General features: G+C 58.9%; 24 protein-coding genes. 7 read left to right on the forward strand and 17 right to left on the reverse strand.

Annotation, left to right across the window (positions count from 1 at the left end; genetic code table 11):
- Positions 1 to 19: 19 nt before the first annotated feature.
- The 3 genes from E7738_RS05405 to E7738_RS05415 all read right to left on the reverse strand — a co-directional run bounded on the left by E7738_RS05405 (position 20) and on the right by E7738_RS05415 (position 3205).
- A complete protein-coding gene (locus E7738_RS05405) occupies positions 20 to 166 on the reverse strand; it encodes a hypothetical protein (RefSeq protein WP_021506127.1) in 147 nt (48 codons plus the stop codon).
- A gap of 307 nt (positions 167 to 473) precedes the next feature.
- Positions 474 to 1457: a zinc transporter ZntB gene (gene zntB / locus E7738_RS05410; protein ID WP_021506128.1), complete on the reverse strand. Its 984-nt coding sequence runs from the start codon at positions 1455 to 1457 to the stop codon at positions 474 to 476.
- 128 nt (positions 1458 to 1585) lie between these two features.
- Positions 1586 to 3205 (reverse strand): peptide ABC transporter substrate-binding protein, encoded by a 1620-nt coding sequence (locus E7738_RS05415; protein ID WP_215480281.1) that lies wholly within the window; start codon positions 3203 to 3205, stop codon positions 1586 to 1588.
- A gap of 188 nt (positions 3206 to 3393) precedes the next feature.
- Here E7738_RS05415 and mpaA point away from each other — a divergent pair, with 188 nt between their 5' ends.
- Complete coding sequence (gene mpaA / locus E7738_RS05420; RefSeq protein WP_215480280.1) at positions 3394 to 4107, forward strand: murein tripeptide amidase MpaA; 714 nt, start codon at positions 3394 to 3396, stop codon at positions 4105 to 4107.
- Here the strand turns inward: mpaA and ycjG are convergent.
- Positions 4076 to 5062 carry an L-Ala-D/L-Glu epimerase gene (ycjG, locus tag E7738_RS05425; RefSeq protein WP_215480279.1) on the reverse strand — a complete coding sequence of 329 codons (987 nt, stop codon included), beginning with the start codon at positions 5060 to 5062 and terminating at the stop codon, positions 4076 to 4078. The two genes, mpaA and ycjG, sit on opposite strands and share 32 nt — an antisense overlap.
- Before the next feature lie 151 nt (positions 5063 to 5213).
- Between ycjG and tpx the strand changes: the two genes are divergently transcribed.
- Positions 5214 to 5717 carry a thiol peroxidase gene (gene tpx, locus E7738_RS05430; protein WP_394516183.1) on the forward strand — a complete coding sequence of 168 codons (504 nt, stop codon included), beginning with the start codon at positions 5214 to 5216 and terminating at the stop codon, positions 5715 to 5717.
- A 58-nt stretch (positions 5718 to 5775) separates the two neighbouring features.
- On the opposite strand, the gene tyrR is transcribed toward tpx, so the two are convergent.
- The 7 genes from tyrR to pspA all read right to left on the reverse strand — a co-directional run bounded on the left by tyrR (position 5776) and on the right by pspA (position 11591).
- Positions 5776 to 7341 (reverse strand): transcriptional regulator TyrR, encoded by a 1566-nt coding sequence (tyrR, locus tag E7738_RS05435; RefSeq protein ID WP_021506133.1) that lies wholly within the window; start codon positions 7339 to 7341, stop codon positions 5776 to 5778.
- A gap of 213 nt (positions 7342 to 7554) precedes the next feature.
- Complete coding sequence (locus tag E7738_RS05440; protein ID WP_394516184.1) at positions 7555 to 8628, reverse strand: YcjF family protein; 1074 nt, start codon at positions 8626 to 8628, stop codon at positions 7555 to 7557.
- Positions 8625 to 10022, reverse strand: a complete 1398-nt coding sequence (locus tag E7738_RS05445) for a YcjX family GTP-binding protein (protein ID WP_394516185.1) — start codon at positions 10020 to 10022, stop codon at positions 8625 to 8627. The genes E7738_RS05440 and E7738_RS05445 overlap by 4 nt, the downstream gene beginning before the upstream one ends.
- Entirely contained in the window at positions 10003 to 10251 is a 249-nt protein-coding gene (gene pspD / locus E7738_RS05450) for a phage shock protein PspD (RefSeq protein WP_058769747.1), read from the reverse strand. Before pspD ends, E7738_RS05445 begins: the two co-directional genes overlap by 20 nt.
- A 48-nt stretch (positions 10252 to 10299) precedes the next feature.
- Positions 10300 to 10647, reverse strand: coding sequence for an envelope stress response membrane protein PspC (gene pspC / locus E7738_RS05455; RefSeq protein ID WP_058758492.1), 348 nt, complete (start codon positions 10645 to 10647; stop codon positions 10300 to 10302).
- Entirely contained in the window at positions 10644 to 10868 is a 225-nt protein-coding gene (pspB, locus tag E7738_RS05460; protein WP_058769745.1) for an envelope stress response membrane protein PspB, read from the reverse strand. The genes pspC and pspB overlap by 4 nt, the downstream gene beginning before the upstream one ends.
- Before the next feature lie 57 nt (positions 10869 to 10925).
- Entirely contained in the window at positions 10926 to 11591 is a 666-nt protein-coding gene (gene pspA / locus E7738_RS05465) for a phage shock protein PspA (RefSeq protein ID WP_058758491.1), read from the reverse strand.
- A gap of 156 nt (positions 11592 to 11747) precedes the next feature.
- Between pspA and pspF the strand changes: the two genes are divergently transcribed.
- Both pspF and leuA read left to right on the forward strand, forming a co-directional pair.
- The gene (gene pspF / locus E7738_RS05470; RefSeq protein ID WP_059008892.1) at positions 11748 to 12743 is read left to right on the forward strand and encodes a phage shock protein operon transcriptional activator; all 996 of its coding nucleotides are present in this window, start codon (positions 11748 to 11750) and stop codon (positions 12741 to 12743) included.
- Positions 12744 to 12862: 119 nt separating this feature from the next.
- The gene (gene leuA, locus E7738_RS05475) at positions 12863 to 14548 is read left to right on the forward strand and encodes a 2-isopropylmalate synthase (protein ID WP_394516186.1); all 1686 of its coding nucleotides are present in this window, start codon (positions 12863 to 12865) and stop codon (positions 14546 to 14548) included.
- On the opposite strand, the gene E7738_RS05480 is transcribed toward leuA, so the two are convergent.
- Together E7738_RS05480 and E7738_RS05485 are read right to left on the reverse strand one after the other, a co-directional pair.
- Positions 14499 to 15281 (reverse strand): AraC family transcriptional regulator, encoded by a 783-nt coding sequence (locus E7738_RS05480; RefSeq protein ID WP_021506142.1) that lies wholly within the window; start codon positions 15279 to 15281, stop codon positions 14499 to 14501. The two genes, leuA and E7738_RS05480, sit on opposite strands and share 50 nt — an antisense overlap.
- On the reverse strand, positions 15282 to 16145 hold the full coding sequence (locus E7738_RS05485) for an NAD(P)-dependent oxidoreductase (protein ID WP_262255741.1): 864 nt from the start codon (positions 16143 to 16145) through the stop codon (positions 15282 to 15284).
- Between the two features lie 215 nt (positions 16146 to 16360).
- On the opposite strand from E7738_RS05485, the gene pqqU reads away from it, so the two are divergent.
- Positions 16361 to 18484 carry a TonB-dependent receptor PqqU gene (gene pqqU, locus E7738_RS05490; protein WP_394516187.1) on the forward strand — a complete coding sequence of 708 codons (2124 nt, stop codon included), beginning with the start codon at positions 16361 to 16363 and terminating at the stop codon, positions 18482 to 18484.
- 35 nt (positions 18485 to 18519) lie between these two features.
- On the opposite strand, the gene E7738_RS05495 is transcribed toward pqqU, so the two are convergent.
- Entirely contained in the window at positions 18520 to 18999 is a 480-nt protein-coding gene (locus tag E7738_RS05495) for a DM13 domain-containing protein (RefSeq protein ID WP_021506145.1), read from the reverse strand.
- Between the two features lie 415 nt (positions 19000 to 19414).
- Here E7738_RS05495 and E7738_RS05500 point away from each other — a divergent pair, with 415 nt between their 5' ends.
- Both E7738_RS05500 and E7738_RS05505 read left to right on the forward strand, forming a co-directional pair.
- On the forward strand, positions 19415 to 20425 hold the full coding sequence (locus E7738_RS05500; RefSeq protein ID WP_059008728.1) for a hypothetical protein: 1011 nt from the start codon (positions 19415 to 19417) through the stop codon (positions 20423 to 20425).
- Positions 20426 to 20824, forward strand: coding sequence for a hypothetical protein (locus E7738_RS05505; RefSeq protein ID WP_059008726.1), 399 nt, complete (start codon positions 20426 to 20428; stop codon positions 20822 to 20824). It abuts the gene before it with no gap.
- 146 nt (positions 20825 to 20970) lie between these two features.
- Here the strand turns inward: E7738_RS05505 and E7738_RS05510 are convergent, their stop codons facing one another.
- The 3 genes from E7738_RS05510 to E7738_RS05520 form a co-directional block, all read right to left on the reverse strand.
- Positions 20971 to 21525 carry an isochorismatase family protein gene (locus E7738_RS05510; RefSeq protein WP_278707544.1) on the reverse strand — a complete coding sequence of 185 codons (555 nt, stop codon included), beginning with the start codon at positions 21523 to 21525 and terminating at the stop codon, positions 20971 to 20973.
- 16 nt (positions 21526 to 21541) lie between these two features.
- The gene (locus E7738_RS05515) at positions 21542 to 21967 is read right to left on the reverse strand and encodes a MarR family winged helix-turn-helix transcriptional regulator (protein WP_262255746.1); all 426 of its coding nucleotides are present in this window, start codon (positions 21965 to 21967) and stop codon (positions 21542 to 21544) included.
- Positions 21968 to 22064: 97 nt separating this feature from the next.
- Entirely contained in the window at positions 22065 to 22610 is a 546-nt protein-coding gene (locus tag E7738_RS05520) for a helix-turn-helix domain-containing protein (RefSeq protein ID WP_021506147.1), read from the reverse strand.
- Between the last annotated feature and the right edge of the window lie 65 nt (positions 22611 to 22675).

Consider the following 22675-nt stretch of genomic DNA (forward strand, 5'->3'; position numbering starts at 1 on the left):
CGGCAACGCGCCTTTTTTATTAGCGGTGCGGCGGAGGATCGCTAATCGGCGGAAATTCAGGATCGTGCGGCGGCTCAGGCTCGGGAATGGGCTGCGGTTGCGGCACGGGTTCGGGAATCGGTGGCGGATCGGTCGGGATAGGTTCGCTGGCGTGAATCATGCGCATGCCGTTCTCCTGTTCGCTGAATGTCTGTTAAGCATAGGAAAGGATGCGGCAGCAAGCCAAACGGCAAAAAAAAGCCGGCGGATAAGCCGGCGTCGTACGAATCAAATGTGCTATGCAGTAATTCAAAAAAAGGAAGTAAGACAATATGGAGCGCAACGCCCATCGCTTGACGTTGCATTCACCTGCGGGAGAGAGTTTGCCCCGGTTGGGCTATGCGCTTATTGATGTCGATCAGGTTTTTTCCGCTTTTCTCCCCTGCACCGCCACAATTACCCGTTCATGACCTGCAGATAACCCCCTGATAACATCACAGCCAGTTGCGGCGTTTCAGCCACAGCGCGACCCCCAGCACCATCACCAGTAACAACCCGCAGAACATGGTAAAGCCGTGCGGCCAGCTGCCACCGGGAATGCCACCGAGATTGACGCCAAACAGCCCGGTGAGAAACGTGGCAGGCAGGAAAATCATCGCCATCAGCGACATGGTGTAAGTGCGCCGGTTCATGGATTCCGCCAGCAGCGAGGCCACTTCATCCGCCAGAATACCGGTACGCGCCACGCCCGCATTGAGGTCATCCAGCCCGCGCCCCAGCCGATCCGCGACATCCTGCATACGGCGGCGATCGTCATCGCTCATCCACGGCAGTTTCTCGCTTGCCAGCCGCGCATAGACATCACGCTGCGGCGCCATATAGCGGCGCATTACAATCAGCTGTTTACGCAGCAGCGCCAGCTCACCGCGCGCCGGGACCTGCTGATCCATTAGCGCATCTTCCAGCGCGATAATTTTATCGTGCATCTCTTCAATGAATTCGCTGGCGTGATCGGTGAGCGCATCGCAGACGTCCACCAGCCAGCTGCCGCCGTCCACCGGGCCGTTGCCGTTTTGCAGATCGGTCAGCACTTCATCGATGGCATACACTTTGCGACGGCGGGTAGAAACAATCAGCTTGTCATTGATAAATACCCGCATCGCCACCAGCTGGTCCGGGCGCGAATCGGCATTATGATTCACGCTGCGCAGCACGATCATAAAGCCGTCACCGAGACGCGTCACGCGCGGTCGCATGCTGTCACCGGCCAGCGCATCCCGCACCGCATCAGGAATAAGCGGCGTGTGCTGCAACCAGTCGGCGCTTTGCCGCTGGGTATAGTTCAGGTGTAGCCAGCAGTGACGCTCGCAGTTGATGACATCTTTATCTTCAATGGCGATAACGCCACCCTTGCCGTCGAACTGGCAGGCGACAATCGCATCCGACACCTGCAGCGCTTTTCCTTCAATGACGTTCACGTACTCGCCTCACTAGCAAAAACAATACGATACAGTCTAGCGCGGCGCGGGACAGTTGCAATTACCAGGGTGTGAGTAAAAATGACAGCGCAACCGGATCGTTCACCGCCCTCCGTGGCGGTTCAGCGTCAGTGTTTTTCAATCCACAATTCCCGGCTGTAGGCAACGTCTTCCGGATTGGTGATGGGATAGCCCTTAACCCATGGCTTGATCAGCCGCCCGTTGGTGTACTGGTAGATCGGCGCAATCGGCGCCTGGTCAGCGATGATCTGCTCGGCTTTGTTGTAATCGGCATTGCGCGCCGCCACGCTGGTTTCATTGCTGGCTTTACTCAACACCGCGTCATATTCAGCGTTACTGAAGCGGGAAATATTGCCGCTGTGGCTGGCGGTCAGCAGGCTGAGGAAGGTCGACGGCTCATTGTAATCGCCCACCCACGAAGCGCGAATCACATCGAAATTACCGCTGTTGCGGCTGTCGATATAGGTTTTCCACTCCTGGTTCTGCAATGTCACGTCAACGCCGAGATTCTTTTTCCACATCGAGGCCACCGCAATCGCAATTTTCTGGTGACTTTCAGAGGTGTTATACAGCAGCGTCAGGTGCAGCGGTTTAGCCGGGCCGTAACCGGCGGCGGTCAGCAGGGCTTTGGCCTGCGCATTCAGTTCCTGCTGGCTGTGCTGCTGCAGATAGCTCTGCTGCGGCGTGAAGCCGGCGGTGACGTCCGGTGTGAAGTGCCATGCCGGTTTCTCGCCGGTGCCCAGCACTTTTTCCGCGATGATGCGGCGGTCAATGCTCCATGACAGCGCCTTACGCACCCGCACATCCGCCGTCGGCCCTTTCTGCGTATTAAACGCGTAATAGTAGGTGCCAAGCTGATCCGGCGTATACACCTGCCCCGGCAGCTCTTTTTTTAGCAGGCCGTACATATTTTTCGGGAAGGATTCCGTGATATCGATATCCCCGGCGCGGTAACGCTTGGTGGCGCTGGATTCTTCATTGATGGGAATGAAGGTCACTTTAGTCAGCACCGAATGGGCGTTATCCCAGTAGTGCGGGTTGCGCACCAGCACAATCTTTTCGTTAACCACACGCTCCTGCAATTGATAAGCGCCGTTGCCCACCAGTTTACCCGGCGCAGTCCAGCCATCGCCGTTTTGCGCGATGACCTTTTGCGGCACCGGGAACATGGCCACGTTAGCCACCATGCTGGGGAACCACGGTAGCGGACGTGACAATGTCACCTTGAGGTGCGTTTCATCGGTAGCCACGACGCCCAGCTTGTCCGGGCTCATCTGCCCTTTGGTGATGGCTTCAGCATTATCAATGCCGCTCAGCGCAGCAAACCAGGCGAAAGGCGAACTGTTTTTAGGATCGACCAGACGTTGCCAGCTATAGACAAAATCCTGTGCGGTCACCGGCTGGCCATTAGACCAGCGTGCGTCTTTGCGCAGCGTAAACAGCCAGGTTTTGTTGTCGTTGCTGCTCCAGCTCTGCGCAACGCCCGGCACGATTTTGCCCTGCGCGTCCTGGTTAGTCAGCCCTTCAAACAGATCGCGTAGCACCTGAATCTCCGGCAGACCGACCGCTTTGAGCGGATCAAGCGAGGCCGGTTCATCTTTGATATGGCGCACGATTTCCTGGCTGCTGGCCAGTTGCGCCCCGGCAGGCACACTGGCGGCATAGGCGGATGAGAGAGCGCTGCTGATGATGAGCGCGGCCAGCGTGGTGCGGAAAGTTAGTTTCATCACGACTCCTTGACCCGAAAAAAGGGCGACGGCCAAACCAATGCGTCGCCAGCAACTTTTCGCACTTTATCGCAAATCGCTGATTGATAAATAGCTATTTCCCCGTCTGCTGTTTACCGTTATGTTGAGGCTGGATGGCAGCTCACAATTTTTGCGGCTGAACGCGATGCATGACAGAGAGGAAGGTTATGTCGACACACCACCCGCGCCCGCTGCGCGGTAAGCTGGACGCCGTCTGGCAACAGTATGGACAATCGGTGCTGGGTGCGCCGCTGCTGTGGTTTCCAGCACCGGCGGCCGACGAGGACAGCGGACTGATTATCGCCGGCACCCACGGCGATGAAAACGCGGCGGTGGCCACGCTCTCTGCCGCCATGCGCACGCTGCCGGACACGCTGCGGCGTCATCATGTGATTCTGGCGGTCAATCCGGATGGCTGCCAGCTCGGGCTGCGCGCCAATGTCAACGGTATCGATCTCAACCGCAACTTCCCTGCCGCCAACTGGCAAGCGGGCGATACCGTCTATCGCTGGAACAGCGTGGCCGACGCGCGCGATGTGCTACTCTCAACCGGAAACGCACCAGCGTCAGAGCCGGAAACCGCCGCACTGTGCCAGCTGATTCATCGTATCCGACCGCGCTGGGTCGTCTCCTGGCACGAACCGCTGGCCTGTATTGATGATCCGCACCACAGCCCGCTGGCCAGCTGGCTGGCGGAACAAACCGGTCTGCCGGTGGTGAGTAGCGTCGGCTACGCCACGCCGGGCTCGTTTGGCAGCTGGTGCGCCGATCTCAGTCTGCCCTGCATCACCGCCGAAATGCCCGCCATCTCGGTGGACGAAGCCACCGAGGTGTATCTTGATGCGATGATCAACCTGCTGCGCTGGCAGCCGTCGTCTTAAGCACGCCGTGCGAGAAGTGCAGCGACGGTTCCACATCGGCCGCCAGCCACGTCGGACCGTCGAGGTCAGCAAACGTGGCCTGCGGCGTTAACGGTAGCGCGGCGCGAATGGCGCGTGAGGTACACAACATACAGCCCAGCATGATGGCAAATCCCTGCGCGCGCGCGGCCGTGGCCAGTGCCAGCGCTTCGGTCAGCCCACCGGTTTTATCCAGTTTGATATTCACCATGTCGTAGCGCCCGTGCAGGGCTGCCAGACTGTCGCGCGTGTGGCAGCTCTCATCCGCACAGATCGGTAGCGGATGGATAAAATGGGCCAGCGCCGCATCCTGCACGGCAGGCAGCGGCTGCTCCAGCATTGCCACCTGCAAATCCGCCAGCAGCTGGCAGCGCGCCGCCAGCCCTTCTGCCTGCCAGGATTCATTGGCATCGACGATCAGCGTGGCGTCCGGCACCGCACTGCGGATCGCCACCAGCCGTTCGCTGATCAGATGGTTATCCAGCTTAATTTTCAGCAGGCGCGCGCCGTGCTGCCACAGCGCCAGCGCGCTGCTGGCCATCGCTTCTGGCGTATCGATGCTGACGGTATGCGCCGTGACGATCTCCTGTGCCGGCACCGCCTCACACAGCGCCGCCAGGCTGGTGCGCTGCTGCTGGCGCTCCAGATCCCACAGCGCGCAATCAATCGCGTTGCGCGCGGCACCGGCCGGCAACGCCTGTTGCAGCGCTGCCCGCGTCATGCCGTTTTGTAACGCACCAAGCTGTGAAGCAATCTGTTGCAGCACCGAAGCCTCACTTTCGCCATAGCGCGCATAGGGCGTGGCCTCGCCAATCCCTTTGAGGCCATCCTGCTCAATCTCCACCACCACCACGTGCGCCTCGGTGCGGCTGCCGCGCGAAATCACAAATGGCGAGTGCAGCGGCCAGGCTTCCGGATAACTTTTCACTGTTCTCATACTGACTCCTCAAATCCATGACGTCATAACGTGCTGGTGCAGCTCCACGTTGAATTAGGCTCGTAAACCCTTAAAATTTATGTCATAAACAAACGCTATACCTGTTCTGGTGGGGTTAACGCCAGATTTTTCATCGTTAAAAGGAAATTGTATGTCGCAGAATGTTCACTTTCAGGGCAATCCGGTGCCGGTTGCCGGCCACTTCCCGCAGGCTGGCGAGCAGGCAAAACCGTTCAACCTGGTAGCGAAAGATCTCAGTGATGTGTCCCTTTCTCAGTATGCAGGCAAACGCAAAGTTCTGAACATTTTCCCAAGCATTGATACCGGCGTGTGCGCCGCGTCGGTGCGCAAATTCAACGAGCGTTCTGGCGAAGCTGACAACACCGTGGTGCTGTGCATCTCTGCCGATCTGCCTTTTGCGCAATCGCGCTTCTGCGGCGCCGAGAACGTCAATAACGTAGTGACGCTGTCTACGCTGCGCGGTGCAGAATTTATTGAAAATTACGGCATCGCGATCGCCGATGGCCCGCTGAAAGGCCTGACCGCCCGCGCCGTGGTGGTGCTGGATGAGAACGATAAGGTGCTGTACAGCGAGCTGGTGAATGAAATCACCGAAGAGCCGAACTATGAAGCGGCACTGGCAGCGCTGAAGTAAGGTTACTGCTGATAAAAAAGCCGTCTGTCACAGACGGCTTGTTCATGCAGAACGCGGATTATTCGCCTTCGCTGCGTTTCTGACCAAGGCCATATTCGCGCAGCTTGTTGGCAATCGCGGTGTGTGACACCCCAAGGCGTTTCGCCAGTTTACGCGTGCTGGGATACGACAGATAGAGACGAGTCAGCACTGAACGCTCAAAACGGCTGGTAATTTCATCCAGCGACCCTTCCATTGCCTCTTCGCCCAGCGACACATCCAGCGCCTGCTCCGGCAGCACGATATCCTGCGGACGCAGTTCATAACCTTCCAGCTGCGTGAGCGCGCGATACAGCGCATTTTTCAACTGGCGCACGTTGCCCGGCCAGTTATAGCGCGTCAGGAACGGCGTCAGCTGCGGTGACAAACGCGGGCGCGGCAGTCCCTGCTCATCGGCGAAGCGCGCCACAAACATTTCGGTGAGCGGCAGAATATCCAGCGGACGTTCGCGCAGCGGCGGCAGATTCAGCGTCAGCACATTCAGACGATAGAACAGGTCTTCGCGGAACTCACCGCGCTGCACCAGCTCAATCAGATTCTTTTGCGTGGCGCAGATCACGCGCACATCCACATGCACTTCATGATCCTCGCCGACGCGGCGGAAGGTGCCATCGTTCAGGAAGCGCAGCAGTTTGGTCTGCATGCGCGGCGACATCTCGCCGATTTCATCCAGCAGCACCGAGCCGCCGTTCGCCTGCTCAAAAAAGCCCTTCTTGCCTTCCAGCGCGTTGGGATACGCGCCCGCCGCGTGACCAAACAGCTCGCTCTCAGCGACGTCATCCGGGATCGAGCCGCAGTTGAGCGCCAGGAACGGTTTTTTACCGCGTGCGCTGCGCAGATGGCAGGCGCGCGCCAGCATATCTTTACCGGTGCCGGTGTCGCCGACAATCAGCAGCGGCGCATCGTGCATCGCCAGCTTGCGCGCCTGGTCGATCACCTGACGCATTTTCGGCGTTACCGCCACGATGTGATCAAATTCGGAGTCATCGGTGACGCTGAGGTTCTGCAACTGCCGCCCCATGCGTGCAGTGGATTTCAGGGTGATCATCGCGCCTACCGGCTGGTCGTTCTGTTCATCTTCCTGCGCCAGATAGATCGGGCGCGCTTCCATGAGGAAATCACGCCCCTGGATCACCACATGCTGCGCCTGCGCGTCAACACGTTCACTCTCCAGCCAGCGCTGGAAATTAAAGCCGGCAATCAGCGTGCCGGCGTTCTGGTTACGAATCTTCTGTTCGTCAAGGTTAAACAGGTTCTGCGCCGCCGGATTCGCCAGTTCGACTTTACCTTTCAGGTCGAGGGAGAACACCGGCTCGGGCATCGCCACCAGCAGCGCGCTCAGCGCGCGATGTTCACGTTCAGACGGCATGAAAGACACGGTGCGAACGTCTGTCACGCCCGGTGTACGGCGAATCTCCGCCATCAGGTTGCTGAATGCGTCAAATTCCAGCGCAGAAAAGTTGAGGTAGATGCGGCCCAGCGAGGCAATTTCAATGCCACGCAGGTCAATATTACGGGCAACCAGCAGGTCGAGTAGCTCGCGCGCCAGACCGATACGGTCCTGGCAGAAAACTTCCAAACGCATTGCGATGAGCCTTAGTCAGGTTTTGATTTTAGAGATAATACGCTAACTTGCAGCGCCTCAGAAGGGTTCTGTCATGAAAAGTTGACACTCTGAGGCAGGTGACGAAGAGAAGTGTAGCGGAACAACCAACAATAATCCCGCCAGAAATCACTCTGGGCACAGATAATTTCACCTTTCACGCCATCGGCAGCGTGAAAGGCAGACATGGTGAGATTATTTAGCAGCCTGACCTGCTTTATCACCGCTTTTGGCCAGCGATTCTTTAAGCTGTCCCACCAGTTCACGGCGGAAATCGCCGAGCCGCGGTTTGTCCTCCGCCAGCCACGGCAGCGGACGGCATAATTCCATCGCTTTGATCCCCAGTCGGGCGGTGAGCAGCCCGGCACCGATGCCCTGCGCCGCACGCGCCGAGAGACGGGCGGCGATGTCCTGCGACATCCAGTCCATACCCACTTCGCGCACCAGCTCTGACGCACCGGCAAACGCCATATTCAGTAATACCAGCCGGAACAGCCGGATGCGACTGAAGTAGCCGAGTTCAATACCGTAGATGGCCGCGATACGGTTCACCAGCCGCAGGTTGCGCCAGGCGATAAACGCCATGTCCACCAGCGCCAGCGGGCTGACGGCAATCATCAGCGTCGATTCTGCCGCGTGGCGACTGATTTCGCGCCGCGCCTGACGGTCCAGCACCGGCTGCACCAGCTGGGCATACAGCGTGACAATTTCGCGGTCGTTATGGGTTTCGTGCAGCGCCGCGTGCCAGCGCTGCAGTGCCGGATGCGCCTGATCCAGCTGCGCCTGGCGCGCCAGCTTTTCACAGAACGCCCGGCCTTTGCCGATGCCGTGGCTGGCCAGCAGCTTACGGCCAACGTCCCGCTCTTCCGCCCGCTGACGCAGACGATACAGCCGACGCCATTCGCCAATCAGCGCGCCCGCGCCAGCGGCGATAATCAGCCCACCGGCCACGCCGCTGCCCAGTGCAAACCAGTCGCGCGTCAGCCAGGCATCGTGCAGCCACTGGGCGCCCTGCGCCACCACGCTAATGCCAAAGATACCCAGCCCGACGCCCACCATTTTGCGCCACAGGCTGCGCTTTGGCCGCAGCGCGGCTTCCACCACTTTCTCGCCAGCGCCTTCTTCCAGCGGCTCCGCGTCAGGCGTCACCAGAAACCCCTGTTGCGCGTCGCTGCTGAAGGTGTGTGCTGCACGCAATGTTGGCTCCGCCGGCTCCTGCAACGGGCGGGCAAAATCTATCCGTGGTTTGAGTGGCGTTTCGTCGCTCATCGCAATTTATCTCCCAGTAAAAATTCCAGCGCAGCATCCATGCGGATATGCGGCAACGGCCGATCGACATCCAGCTGCTGCGGCCGGAACTGTTCAAACTGAAACCCCTGCTGCTGCCAGAAGCTATTGCCTGGCAGGCGCGGCGGCACTTCGCCCGGATAAAAGGTCAGTGGTTCGCCGTCAGCGAGGCGATGACCGCGCAGCGCCGGCAGTTTTTCCCCGCGATGATCCACCAGCCCGCTCTCGGTGGCCTGCACCGACGCCAGCCCCAGACAATCCATGCTGATGCCTTCAAACGCGGCGTTCTGCCACGCGTCCTGCACCAGCTGCTGCAGCAGCGACACCATATTGGCGTGCTGATCGGCGGTGATGTGATCGGCCTTGGTGGCGGCAAACAGCAACTTATCGATGACCGGCGAGAACAGACGGCGGAACAGCGTGCGCTGGCCATAGTGAAAACTTTGCATCAGCTGGGTCAGCGCCAGCCGCATGTCGTTGAACGCCTGCGGTCCACTGTTGAGCGGCTGCAGGCAATCGACCAGCACGATCTGGCGATCGAAGCGCAGGAAGTGATTTTTATAAAACCCTTTCACCACATGCTGACAGTAGTAGTGGAAACGCTGCTGCAGCATGGCGAAATTGCTGCCGGCCGGCGCCTGTAACAGCTTGCCGGCCTGCTGTTCATCGACGTTGGGCCACGGGAAAAACTGCAGTGCCGGCGCGCCAGCCATGTCACCCGGCAACACAAAACGTCCCGGCTGGATGAAGTGCAATCCTTCGGTTTTGCACTGATGCAGGTAGTCGGTCCAGGCCGCGGCGATCTCCGCCAGGCGGTTTTCATCGGCGGGCGCGAACGGGTCGAGATCGGCGCTCAGGCTGTGCCAGCGCGCGGCCCATTGCTGACGATCGCCCTGCAGCAGGCCGACCATCTGGCGTGACCAGCTGAGATAATCCTGCGCCAGCATCGGCAGATCGAGCAGCCACTCGCCGGGATAATCGACAATTTCGAGGTAAAGGGTGGCGGTATCTTTGAAATGGCGCAGCAGAGACCGATCCGGCCGGTAGCGCAGCGCCAGGCGCATTTCGCTGACGCCACGCGTCGGGGTCGGCCACATCGGCGGCGTGCCGTACAGCTGGGCCAGCCCTTCGTCATAGGTAAAACGCGGCGTACCCAGCTCACGCTGGGGCACGCGCTTCACGCCCAGCAGCCGCTCTTCGCGCACCACGGAAAACAGCGGCAGACGCGCGCCGCTGTGGACATTGAGCAGCTGGTTAACCAGCGAGGTGATAAAGGCGGTTTTGCCGCTGCGGCTCAGGCCGGTGACGGCGAGGCGCAGATGACGATCCACGCCGCGGTTCATCAGCCCCATCAACTCATTTTGCAGTCTTTTCATCGCTCTCCCTGATGAAACGTGCCGACAGGCGGTTAAACGCCTTACTCAGCAACGGTTCCAGGGCGGCCGCCAGCAACAGGCGCAGCGGACGGCGCGCCACCGATTTCACTGCCCAGCCGGCCAGGCCGCCGGGCGCATAGGTTACTGCACTGATGATGATGAATTTTCCCGCCGACTTCAACGCAGGCGTTGCGCGGCGGCGCAGAGCAGTAAAACGTTGCGTATGCATAGCGCCTCTCTTAGAGCAGCGGACCCGCTGACGGGCCCGCGACAGGGATTAAATCTGGCGGAAACGGCTGCGTACGCTGAAGGTTTCTGAGGTCACGTAACGCTCAATATCGCGTACGTTACGCTCATCCGCGGTGAGCGTATTTTCCAGCTCATCCAGCAGTTCGCGCGCCGTTGGTGTGCGCTCAGAGGGTGCGTCCAGCGGTTTTTCATCCAGCACGTAGCCGAGGATAAAATAGGCGGTCACGGTGATCATAAACAGACCGAAAAACAGCGACAGCACCACAATCACACGCAGCAGCCGCACCGGAATATCCAGGTACTCGGCCAGCCCGGCACATACGCCGCGCACTTTGCCCTGCTGCGGAATACGCCACAGTTTGCGTCCGTTCATCATGGCTGCCTCCAGTTCGGGTGTTCGGCATCGAGGATCGCTTCCAGCGCCTCGACCCGGTCACGCATGCGGCGCGCTTCCTGCGTCAGCTGCTGCAGGCGCTGCAGGTCACCGGACGAAAGCGCCCCGCCGTTGCGTTTGTTGCTGTAGTGCAGCCATAACCAGATCGGTGCCACAAACAGCACGAAGATCGTTAACGGTATGGCCAGAAATAGTGCGCTCATTGACTCTCCTTTTTCAGTACACCCGGCAATCCGGGCCCGTTAGCAGGCCCGGGGCGATCACTCGCTGCGGTTCATTTTGGCTTTCAGCGCAGCCAGCTGCTGGCTGATTTCGTCATCGGCTTTCAGATCGGCAAACTGCTGGTCCAGCGTTTTGCTTTTACCGAAGCGCTGGCTTTCCGCTTCTGCTTCCATGTGATCGATGCGGCGCTCAAACGATTCGAAGCGTGCCATCGCCTCATCCAGCTTGCCGCTGTCGAGCTGACGACGCACATCGCGTGACGATGAAGCCGCCTGGTGACGCAGCGTCAGGGCCTGCTGACGGGCGCGGGTTTCGCTGAGTTTTTTCTCCAGCTCGCCAATCTCGCCTTTCATGCGATCCAGCGTCTCTTCAACGTGGCTGGCTTCCTGCTGCAGCGCAGCGATCAGGTCGGTCAGCTTCTGTTTCTCAATCAGCGCCGAACGGGCTAAATCTTCTTTCTCTTTACTCAACGCCAGCTCAGCTTTTTCCTGCCATTCGGCCTGCTGAATTTCGGCCTGCTCAATACGGCGCAGCAGCTGTTTCTTTTCTGCCAGCGCGCGGGCCGAGGTGGAACGCACTTCCACCAGCGTGTCTTCCATTTCCTGAATCATCAGGCGTACCAGTTTCTGCGGATCTTCGGCACGCTCCAGCAGCGAGTTGATGTTAGCGTTCACGATATCGGCGAAACGAGAAAAAATACCCATAATGATGTTCCTCTGGTTGTCATGTCTTTACGCTCATGACTAATACAAAATGCGTGCCAGTTTTTAACAGGCTGATTTTACTGGGCTTGGCTGTTTTACACGCGCGGCGCAATCCGTTAAGGTAGTGAAATTAATTAATCAGTGGTGAATTTCATCATGGCAAACGGTAAAGACAATCTGCTGGGCGAGTCGAATAACTTTTTAGAGGTGCTGGAACAGGTATCGAAACTGGCGCCGCTGGAGAAACCGGTGCTGGTGACTGGCGAACGCGGTACCGGTAAAGAGCTGATTGCCAGCCGCCTGCACTACCTCTCCGACCGCTGGCAGGGGCCGTTTATTTCGCTTAACTGCGCCGCGCTGAATGAAAACCTGCTGGATTCCGAGCTGTTCGGCCATGAAGCCGGTGCCTTTACCGGCGCCCAGAAGCGCCACCTTGGCCGCTTTGAGCGCGCCGATGGTGGCACGCTGTTTCTGGATGAGCTGGCCACTGCGCCGATGCTGGTGCAGGAAAAACTGCTGCGCGTGATTGAGTATGGCCAGCTGGAACGCGTAGGCGGCAATCAGTCGCTGCAGGTTAACGTGCGGCTGGTGTGCGCTACCAACGAAGATCTGCCCGCGCTGGCCGCCGCCGGCCGTTTTCGCGCCGACCTGCTCGATCGCCTGGCGTTCGATGTCGTCCAGCTGCCGCCGCTGCGCGAGCGCCGCAGCGATATCCTGGTGATGGCCGAGCATTTTGCCATTCAGATGTGCCGCGAGCTGGGCCTGGCGCTGTTTCCCGGCTTTAGCGAGCGCGCTCAGCTCACCCTGTTGCAGCACAGCTGGCCGGGCAACGTGCGTGAACTGAAAAACGTGGTGGAGCGCTCGGTGTACCGTCATCACAGCACCGAACAGGCGCTCGACACCATCATCATCAATCCGTTTGCGCCACGCAGCGCTCCTGCGGTAACTGAAGCGGAAGCAGAACAGCGTGAAAGTGCCCTGCCGGCGCTGCCGCTGGATTTACGCCAGTGGCAAAACCAGCAGGAGCGCGCACTGGTCGAAGCCAGTCTGCAACAGGCGCGATACAACCAGCGCCGCGCCGCTGAACTGTTGCGCGTCACTTATCATCAGCTGCGCGCGATGATGAAAAAACACGGGATCGAAGCACAGTAGGGTTTAACTGACGGGTATCGCTGCGGCAGCTGTCAGTTTTGCACGCCGGGTTGTCAGCTATGCGTGAGCCGTGTCCGGCAGGTTACTGCAGACTACAGGCAGACCTCAAGGAGACCCCCATGCTGACTCAACCTGCTGAAAAATATCGTCCGTGGCCTGTCATCAATCTGGCGGATCGCCAGTGGCCGTCACGCCAGATCACCCGCACGCCGCGCTGGCTCTCAACCGATTTGCGCGATGGCAATCAGGCGCTGGCTACGCCGATGGACAGCGCGCGCAAATTAGCATTCTGGCAACTGCTGCTGCGCTGCGGCTTTAAAGAGATTGAAGTAGCGTTTCCCGCCGCCTCGCAAACCGATTTTGACTTTGTGCGCCTGCTGATTGAACAGCAGCACATCCCTCACGACGTCACTATTCAGGTATTAACCCAGGCGCGCGGCGATTTAATCGATCGCACCTTTGCAGCACTGCGTGACGCGCCGCAGGCGATTGTCCATCTGTATAACGCCACCGCCCCGCTGTTCCGAGAGCGCGTATTTCGTCAGAGCAAAGCTGAAATCGTCGAGCTGGCCTGCGCCGCCGCGCGGCAAATCCGCGCACGCTGTGCGGCGCAGCCCGCCACACGCTGGACCTTTCAGTACTCGCCGGAAACCTTCTGCTTTACCGAGCCGGAATTTGCGCTGGAAATCTGTGAAGCGGTCGCCGCCATCTGGCAGCCGGGACCGCAGCGGCCGATGATCATCAATCTGCCCGCCACGGTGGAAGTCAACACGCCCAACGTGTATGCCGACCAGATCGAGTATTTCTGTCGCCACTTCAGCCAGCGCTCACAGGTGGCGATCAGCGTCCATCCACATAACGATCGCGGCACCGGCATCGCCTGCGCCGAGCTGGCGCTGCTGGCCGGGGCCGATCGCGTTGAAGGCTGTCTGTTTGGTAACGGCGAGCGCACCGGCAACGTCGATCTGGTGACGCTGGCGCTGAATCTCTATACCCAGGGCGTGACGCCTGAGCTGGACTTTAGCGATATGCGCGAGGTGCTGGAAGTGGTGACGCGCTGTAACCAGCTGCCGGTCCATCCGCGCCATCCTTACGCCGGCGAACTGGTGTTTACCGCCTTCTCCGGCTCGCATCAGGATGCCATTCGCAAAGGCTTTGCCGAACGCAGCGCGCGTAATGAAGTGGTATGGCAAATGCCCTACCTGCCGCTCGACCCGCTGGACATCGGCTGCAGCTATGAAGCGGTGATCCGCGTGAACAGCCAGTCCGGTAAAGGCGGTGCCGCCTGGCTGCTGGAACAAAATCACGGCCTGCAACTGCCGCGCGGCCTGCAGCAGGATCTCAGCCGCTGCGTGCAGCAGCAGACCGATGCTCACGGCCAGGAGATGACGCACCACGCGCTGTGGCAGCTGTTCTGTCAGCAGTACGGCCTGCAACAGCCACGGTGTCGCCTGCTGCAGGCGGAGAGCCATAGCGATGATCAGGGCGAGACGCGGATTAGAGCGCGCCTGCAGCAGGGTCCGCTGCAGCTGACCCTGGAAGGCCGCGGCAACGGACTGCTTTCAGCAGCGGTCGCCGCGCTGCGTCAGCGCTACGATCTGGCCGTAACCATTGAGGATTACCATGAACACACGCTGGGCAAACGCAGCGACAGCCGTTCGGTGTGCTATATCAGCTGCATCACGCCGCGTGGCGAGCGTGCGTGGGGGGTGGGTATTGATAATGACGTGACGCGCGCCTCGCTGCAGGCATTGCTTAACGCGGCGGGCGCTTTTCTGCCGCCGGAAAGTAGTTCGCTGGCGTAACGCCCAGCACGCGACGAAACATGGCGCTGAAGGCGCTCGGGCTGTCGTAGCCGAGGTCGAGCGCCACGGCCAGCACCGTATCGCCCTGTGCCAGCCGGGTCAGCGCCACGCTCAGCCGGGCACGCCGCAGCCAGTCGCTAAACTGCAAACCGGTTTCGCGACTGAAATGGCGCGCCAGCGTGCGTTCCGCCACACACAGCTGTGCCGCCGCGCGCGCCAGCGTCCAGCTCTCGCCCGGGGCCTGCTGAATCTGCTGGCACAGCGCCAGCAACCGGTCGCTGTGCGGCAGTGGCAGGCCAAACGGCAGCACATCCATCACGCGAATCTCATCGAGAATCAGCTCGTAAATGCGCTCGGCGCGACTGCCAGACGCGTAATGCTCAGGCAGCGTGAGCGCGCTGACAATCAGCTCCCGCAGCAGCGGCGATATCTGCACCACCTGACAGCTGGCGGGCAGATCGGCGCGTGCCAGCGGATCGACAAACAGCGTGCGCGCCGCCACGCTGCCAACGATGTGCAGCGCATGACGCGTGCCGGCCGGCAGCCACACGCCGCGGCTGGGCGGCACAATCCAGCTGCCGTGTTGCGTTTCCACTTTCACCACGCCGCTCAGGGTATGTATCAGCTGCGCGCAGTGGTGATAGTGCCACGGCTCCGCATCGCCATGCGCGTAATCATGCGCATACGGCACCAGCGGACGCTGCGAGAAGTCAAAATCGAGCCGCTGACTCATTTAGCGTTTCAGGTACTGATAAACCGCCGCCAGATCCTGCTCGCCGTAACCGGCATCGACCGCCTGCTGCCAGACATCGACGATGTTTTCCAGCGCCGGCAGTGAGGTGTCGCCGGCGGCGTCCAGCGCCAGCCGCGCATCCTTCAGCGCCCAGATCAGATGCATCTGCGGCGTAAAGTCGCCGCTGGCAATCATGCCGAGTTTCATTTTGGCGTACGGCGCGGCCAGCGGACCGCCCTCCAGCACCTTCCAGAGATCGTCGGTAGTGAAACCAAACTGCTCTGCCAGCCGGGTGCTTTCGGCAAGACTCTGCATCAGGCCAATCAGCCAGCTATTCACCACCAGCTTCATGCGCGAGCTGGCGCCGGCGGCACCCAGCCACTGCGTCCCTTTACCAATCGCGGCGAACACCTGCTCCGCCGCCTGGGCGCGCTGCCGGTCGCCGCTGGCCATCACCAGAATCTGCGCGTTCTCAGCTGGCGCTTTGGTACCGGAGACCGGCGCATCAATAAACACCACGTCCGGCCGTGCGGCCGCCAGCCCGGCGATCAGCGCGTCGGTCGCTTCAACGCCGATGGTGCCCATCTGCGCCACGGTAGCCCCCTGCTGCAGCGTGTTCTGCACCTGGTTTAGCGTGGCGCGCGTGGTAGCGCCGTCCGCCAGCATAGTAATCACCACGTCTGCGCCTTCCACAGCCTGCGCGGCGCTGTCGCTCAGCGTCAGGCCTGCGGCCACCAGATCTTCACCTTTGGCACGGGTGCGGTTCCAGCCGCGCACGGTAAAGCCCTTCTTCAACAGATTGGCGGCAAATGCGTGTCCCATCGCGCCTAATCCCAGTACCGCCACTACAGGTTGCTGACTCATGTTTTCTCCTTCTTCTTACCGCAGGCAAAACGATCACACTGACAGAAATTGGGGCTGACAGCCAGGCCAGAGGTGCGGTGAAAGGACATTTTTCACGCCACACTTAACAGGGTTCTGCCCTACTATTAACGCTTTTCAAACCCGCGCTAAAACGATTAACATACGCGCGATAAATGTCCCGATTGGTTCATTTCACGTCTTTTACGGTTATTAAAATGAAAATTGCTCTTTTGCGACAGGCACCGTTGCTGATGCTGCCTGCACTCCTGCCGCTGCCGCTATTGGCGGCGGACAATGCCAGCAATACCCTGGTAGTAAGCGCCGCGCCCGCGGCCAGTGGACTCTCTGAGCTGGATACCCCGGCGGCGGTCAGCGTCGTCAGCGGCGACGATATGCGCCACGCCGCACCGCGCGTTAACCTGTCTGAAAACCTCACCAGCGTGCCCGGTCTGCAAATTCAAAACAGGCAAAATTATGCGCAGGATCTGCAGATTTCAGTGCGCGGCTTTGGTTCGCGTTCCACCTTCGGCCTGCGCGGCATTCGCCTGTACGTTGACGGCATTCCGGCCAGCATGCCGGATGGCCAGGGGCAAACCTCGAATATCGATATCGGTTCCATCGATCGCGTGGAAGTGCTGCGCGGCCCTTTTTCCGCGCTGTACGGCAACGCATCGGGCGGCGTAATCAATGTGGAAACCCAGCGCGGCCAGCAGCCGACCACGCTGGAAGCCAGCAGCTGGTACGACAGCTACGGCAGCTGGCGCAACAGCGTGAAAGCGAGCGGTGCCACCGGTGATGGCAGCCACGCCGGCGATGTTGACTATACGGTGTCGGCTTCGCGCTTCACCACGCACGGCTATCGCGACCACAGCGCCGCGCAGAAGAACCTCGGCAATGCCAGGCTTGGCGTGCGCATTGACGATGTCAGCACCCTGACGCTGCTGTTCAACAGCGTTCACGTTGAGGCGCAGGATCCGGGCGGCCTGACGCCAGCACAGTGGCATGATAATCCGCGCCAGGTGGCCAGCAACGTCGCGCTGTACAACGCGCGCAAAACGGTCGACCAGACCCAGGCGGGCCTGCACTACCAGCGCCAGATGAGCGACAACGACGACCTCAGCGTGATGCTCTATGCCGGTGAACGGGAAACCACCCAGTATCAGTCCATCCCGATGGCGACCCAGCTGAAAGCCGGCTATCCCGGTGGTGTCATTTCACTGGCGCGCCACTATCAGGGCATCGATACGCGCTGGACGCACCGCGCGACGCTGTTGACGCTGCCGGTGACCCTGACCGGCGGCCTCGACTATGAAACCATGAGCGAGAAGCGCAAAGGCTATCAGAACTTCACCCGCAGTGACGGCGCCACCGACTACGGCGTGCAGGGTGATCTGCGCCGCAACGAGCGCAACCTGATGTGGAACCTCGATCCCTATCTGCAGACCGCGTGGCAGCTGAGCGATCGCTGGTCGCTGGACGCCGGCGTGCGCTTCAGCACGGTCAATTTCGATGCTAACGACTATTACGTGACCGCCAGCGATCCGGATGACAGCGGTAATCGCCGCTATCATCGCTGGCTGCCTGCGGCTTCGCTCAAATACGCGATTGATGATGGCTGGAATGCCTATGTTTCCGCCGGTCGCGGCTTTGAAACGCCGACGCTCAATGAACTCTCCTACCGCGCGGCGGATCAGGCCGGGCTCAATCTCAACCTGCAGCCCGCCACCAGCAATACCGTGGAGCTCGGCAGCAAAAAACGCCTCGGCAACGGCCTGCTGACCGCTGCGCTGTTTCAGACCGATACCAAAAACGAGATCGTGTCAGACAGCAGTTACGAAGGCCGCACCAGCTACAAAAATGCTGGTGAGACGCGCCGCCGTGGCCTGGAACTCGGGCTCGATCAGCAGTTTGGCTATGACTGGCACCTGAAAGCCGCGTGGACGCTGCTCGACGCGCGCTACCGCAGTAACGCCTGCGGCAGCGACAGCTGTGACGGCAAGCGCATCCCCGGTATTGCGCGCAATATGGCCTACGCCGGACTGGCCTACGCGCCGGAGCAAGGCTGGTATGCTGGCGGCGACCTGCGCTACCTGAGCGACATTGCGGCCAACGACCAGAATGATGTCAAAGCGCCGGCGTATACGGTGGTGGGACTGAACAGCGGCTATAAATGGCTGGTGCAGAACTGGACGCTGGATCTGTTTGGTCGCGTGGATAATCTGCTCGATCGCCACTATATCGGCTCAGTCATCGTTAATGAGAGCAATGGCCGGTATTACGAACCCGCACCGGGGCGTAATTACAGCGTCGGCCTGACGCTGAGCTACGCTTTCCAGTAATCTAAAGCGGGCACCGGCGCACGTCGGTGCCTTATTCAGGTGCGATAACGTGCTGAACCGACAAATTTCGAAAATTGCTCACTCCAGATTTGCACGGCGCAATATTCCTGCGGATCGATGCCTTCCGGCAGTGATTTAATAAAATCACCAAAGTTATTTAAATCGCCAATTAACGCCGACTGATGCTTTATTTGCAGAAATGAATGCTGATCAAACGCCTGAGTTTTGGTGAGGTAAATTTTATAGTGTGGCCCGGGGGCAATTTCCCCCTCAAAAGCGATGACGTTTTCATTGAGATAGACCTTGCCGCTGGCCCAGTACAGCGCATCACTGCCCGGCTGATGGCGATCAAACTCGCCGCTATATAGCGCCTGCTGTTTCGCCAGATCAACCTCCTTTTGCGTGGCATTCACTTCCGCGGTAATTAACGGTGACAACACCAGACCTAAGGTAATACCGGTGCCCAGAAAAAACAGGCTGGCGATGAGATAAAGCACGTTTAATTTTTTTAGCATCCCTACCTCCCTGCAGCAGAATATCGCTGTATTTCTCTACCCGATCCTGCTGCTCTCTGGTGTTAATAAAACGTAAAGTCAGGCTAAATATTGGTTATCGTGTTGCTGTGCATACTGTGACAGTAACCAGCGCTGTTACAACCAACTCTCAACGGCGGCAGGGAAAGCGAGGCGCAGCAGAATAACCAGTGGCAGCGAGCGGCAAAGATAAGGGCCGGCAGTACCAGCCCTGGAGGGAAAAGATCAGTTCAGCAGCGCGAGGATTTCGTCAGTGGTACCGGTTTCGCGTTTACGCATCTGAGCACTCACACCTCATTTGTTAGCCAACACATTTTGCGCCGCGCAATAGAATTACTTATATTGTTTGCTGCAGTCAGGCGTGCAGGATGTTAGCCAGGTAAGGGAGAAAGGATTCATGACACGTAACATCGCCCCGGGATATTGTGTTGTCGAACGCGCTGGATCACTGGAGCACCAGGCCAGAGAATTGTTTCGCGACACCCGTGCTCCAGCAGTTACCATGTTTATGCAGTTGAACGCTGACACGCCCTGGTTAAGGCCGGGGCAGATATTAATCGTCGCCGATCCTGAAACTCAGGCTCCTCTTACGCTGCATGCCTTAACAGCATTCAGACAGGCTAAGCACAGAATCAACAATGCATTAATTGGCGTCAGTGTTAATGAAGCGGATTTTATGCAAAAACATTATGGCACCATTGCTGCATTAACGAGTGCTGGCAATCAGATTTTTGGTATCACAGGGGATGCCGGAGCAAAATATTTCAGTGCAATAGAGCAGACGTTGATAAAAATAGAGGCCAGTTATCAGAATCAGTTTCGCGCGCAGGGAACCCTCATTAGCCAGCAGTTCTTTGTTGAGCGTAATCAATTGCTGAATCAATTAAAAGAACTAGTCAATAAGCCTGTACTCAAAAACCTCTCCCGCTATACCATTAAATTCCAGCAGTACGAAAATATGAAACGAGCGCTAAATCTTTCAAGCCGCTCAATAGTACATGAGTGGTCGACTGTGGGTTTGGGAGGCATACCAGGCTATTCAACCTATGTCGGCAATGCCGCCAAAGCGGCACGTTTTCTAAAGATGGGCGGCTATGTGGGTATTGCGTTTTCTTTTGCCGGGGCGACGAATGATGTTATGAAGGCCTGTACGGTTGGACGTGAGGGTGAGTGCAGTAGATCTGCGTTTAGGGAATATTCGAAATTTGGACTTTCAACCGCTGCGGGTATTGGCGCTGGCGCTGCAGGATCGGCGATTGGCCTGGGTTTTTGCACGGCTATCGGGATAGCCACGGCAGGAGTGGGAGGCGTTGCCTGCGCAGCGGTCGGTTCAGTTGCTGCTGGTTATGCAGCCGGGGAGTTTATGAACTGGGGTGTCGACGCGTTTTATAATCATATGGGCTTATAAATGACAATAAAATTTCTTGGCATATTTATCATTGGGCTATGTTTAGCCAGCTTCTTATTATCCATACTGATTTATGCTTATAACAGAAAGAAATATTACACGCTTTTGGAAGACTTCCAAAAAAGACACGTATTCCCGGCCCCCTATTCGTTTCATTGTCTCGTGGGTTTTTTTGGCGCTGCGCCAATGTCATATTTCTTTATGGGCATTATGAAAAAAAAGAAAGTTTTTTTCCTTAACCGCGATAGTAGCGCCTATGATTTTTTTGATGATAACAAGGGCAAATCTATCGGCTGGATATCTGCGCTTTATTACGCACATATCACCAGTTTCATCTGTGGTGTATTGATAGCCCTCCTGGGTGCTGCACTTGAGTTAAAAGCGAGATTTTTTCCATAACAGGACCGATTTCTGATTCAGACCTGATGCAGCATTCCCGTAACAGAGAATGCTTAACAGCAGGATGACATCCGCCAGAAGACGGTTGGCTGCGGCAGGAAAATATTGAGAACAGGGCCGGCAGTACCAGCCCTGGAGGGAAAAGATCAGTTCAGCAGCGCGAGGATGTCTTCAGTGGTGCCGGTTTCGCCGAGGCGCGGGAAGATGCGCTCAATGCTGTTGTGGTGGGTTTCAGCGTTCAGGCAGCTCATCGCATCAGTCGCCAGCGTAACGTTGTAGCCCAGCTCGTACGCCTGACGCGCCGTGGATTCCACGCCGATACTTGTGGCAATCCCGCACACCACCACCTGAGTTACGCCACGCTGCTGCAGCTGCTGATGCAGGTCGGTATTGTGGAACGCGCCCCAGGTTTTTTTCGTTACGCTGATATCGCCCGGCTGCGGTGTCATTTCCGGCACCAGCACCGCCCAGTCTGCCGGCAAAGCTGCATCGTGGCGCGGCTGCTGATTGCGGCCCGGCGCGCCGCCCGCCACGTTTACCAGCACCACCGGCAGCTGTTTCGCGCGAAACGCCTGCGTAAGCTGCGTGGCGCGTGCAATCACTTCATCCGGATGGCGCGGCGTAACCGGCAGGCGGACGATGCCGTGCTGCAGGTCGATGACAATCAGGGCGGTTTGGGCATCTAACGTGGTGACAGCCATGGTGAGTCCTCTCAAATTAGTGGTCAGCGAGTCGTTGCAGTAAGGGAATGGCGGCCAGCAGCGTTTGCTGCTCCTGCGGGCTGAGCAGGCTGCTGATGCTGTGCAGCAGCCAGTCGTCACGCTGGGCGCGATTGCTGGCGATAAGCCGCAGGCAGGCAGCGGTAGGCTGATAACGGGTTTTGCGGCCATCCTGCGCATCGGCCACGCCCTGTACCAGGCCCAGCGTCTGCAGGCTGGCGACCGTGGCACTCATCGACTGGCTGCGCACCCCTTCGCGCGCGGCCAGCTCGGTCACCGTCATTGCGCCGTCGCGCACCAGATACCCCAGCACGGAAACCTGCGGCCAGGTGAGATCGCCCGGCGGGGCCGATTCACGCAGGCGGCGCATCAGTTTGCCATTGATGCTGCGTAACGCGGCAGCGGCGCTAATCAGCTCGCTCATCGCCCTTCTCCTTTACTGATGAGACCGGAGTATATAAATACGAAGGTAAACTGTGTAGTTTGCCTTCGTATCAATTTGTAATTGTGCATCCCGCCGCTCAGCTGCGCTGCAAATAGTGAATCAGGCTATGAAAGCGCAACGGGCTGGCCAGCGGATTGCGGTAGCTGTGCGGCTGATCGGCGGCGAACTGGCTGGCTTCTCCGGCCTGCAGGCGACGCCAGCTGCCCGCCATGCCCAGCAACAGCTCACCTTCCAGCACCACCACCTGCTCAATCACCCCGCTTTCGTGCGCTGACGAATCGCTTTGCGCGCCCGCCGCCAGCGTCACTTCCAGCAGATCGAAGCGCAAACGCGCGTCATACGGCAGCAGCGGCTTCACCTGCATTTGTGCATTGGGCTGGCTGAAGGTCGCCACGTCGCCCGACGGCTGCGCCCCGCTCTGCACAAAAAAGGAGAACGGCACATTAAAGCCGGTGGCGATTTTCCATAGCGTGGCGATCGTTGGACTCGACTCGCCGCGCTCAATCTGACCGAGCATGGCTTTACTCACGCCGGTGCGCGCCGCCGCCAGCGTCAGGCTCCAGCCATTAGCCTGACGCAGCTGCTTCAGCGCCTGGCTGAGATGTTGATGCAGATTTTCCATGAATTCTCCTGAAAAGCGGGCGCGCAGTGTACCACTTGTGCGCGCCATACCGTGCGTGCCACAAT

The sequence above is a fragment of the Pantoea sp. SGAir0430 genome, assembly GCF_043549295.1.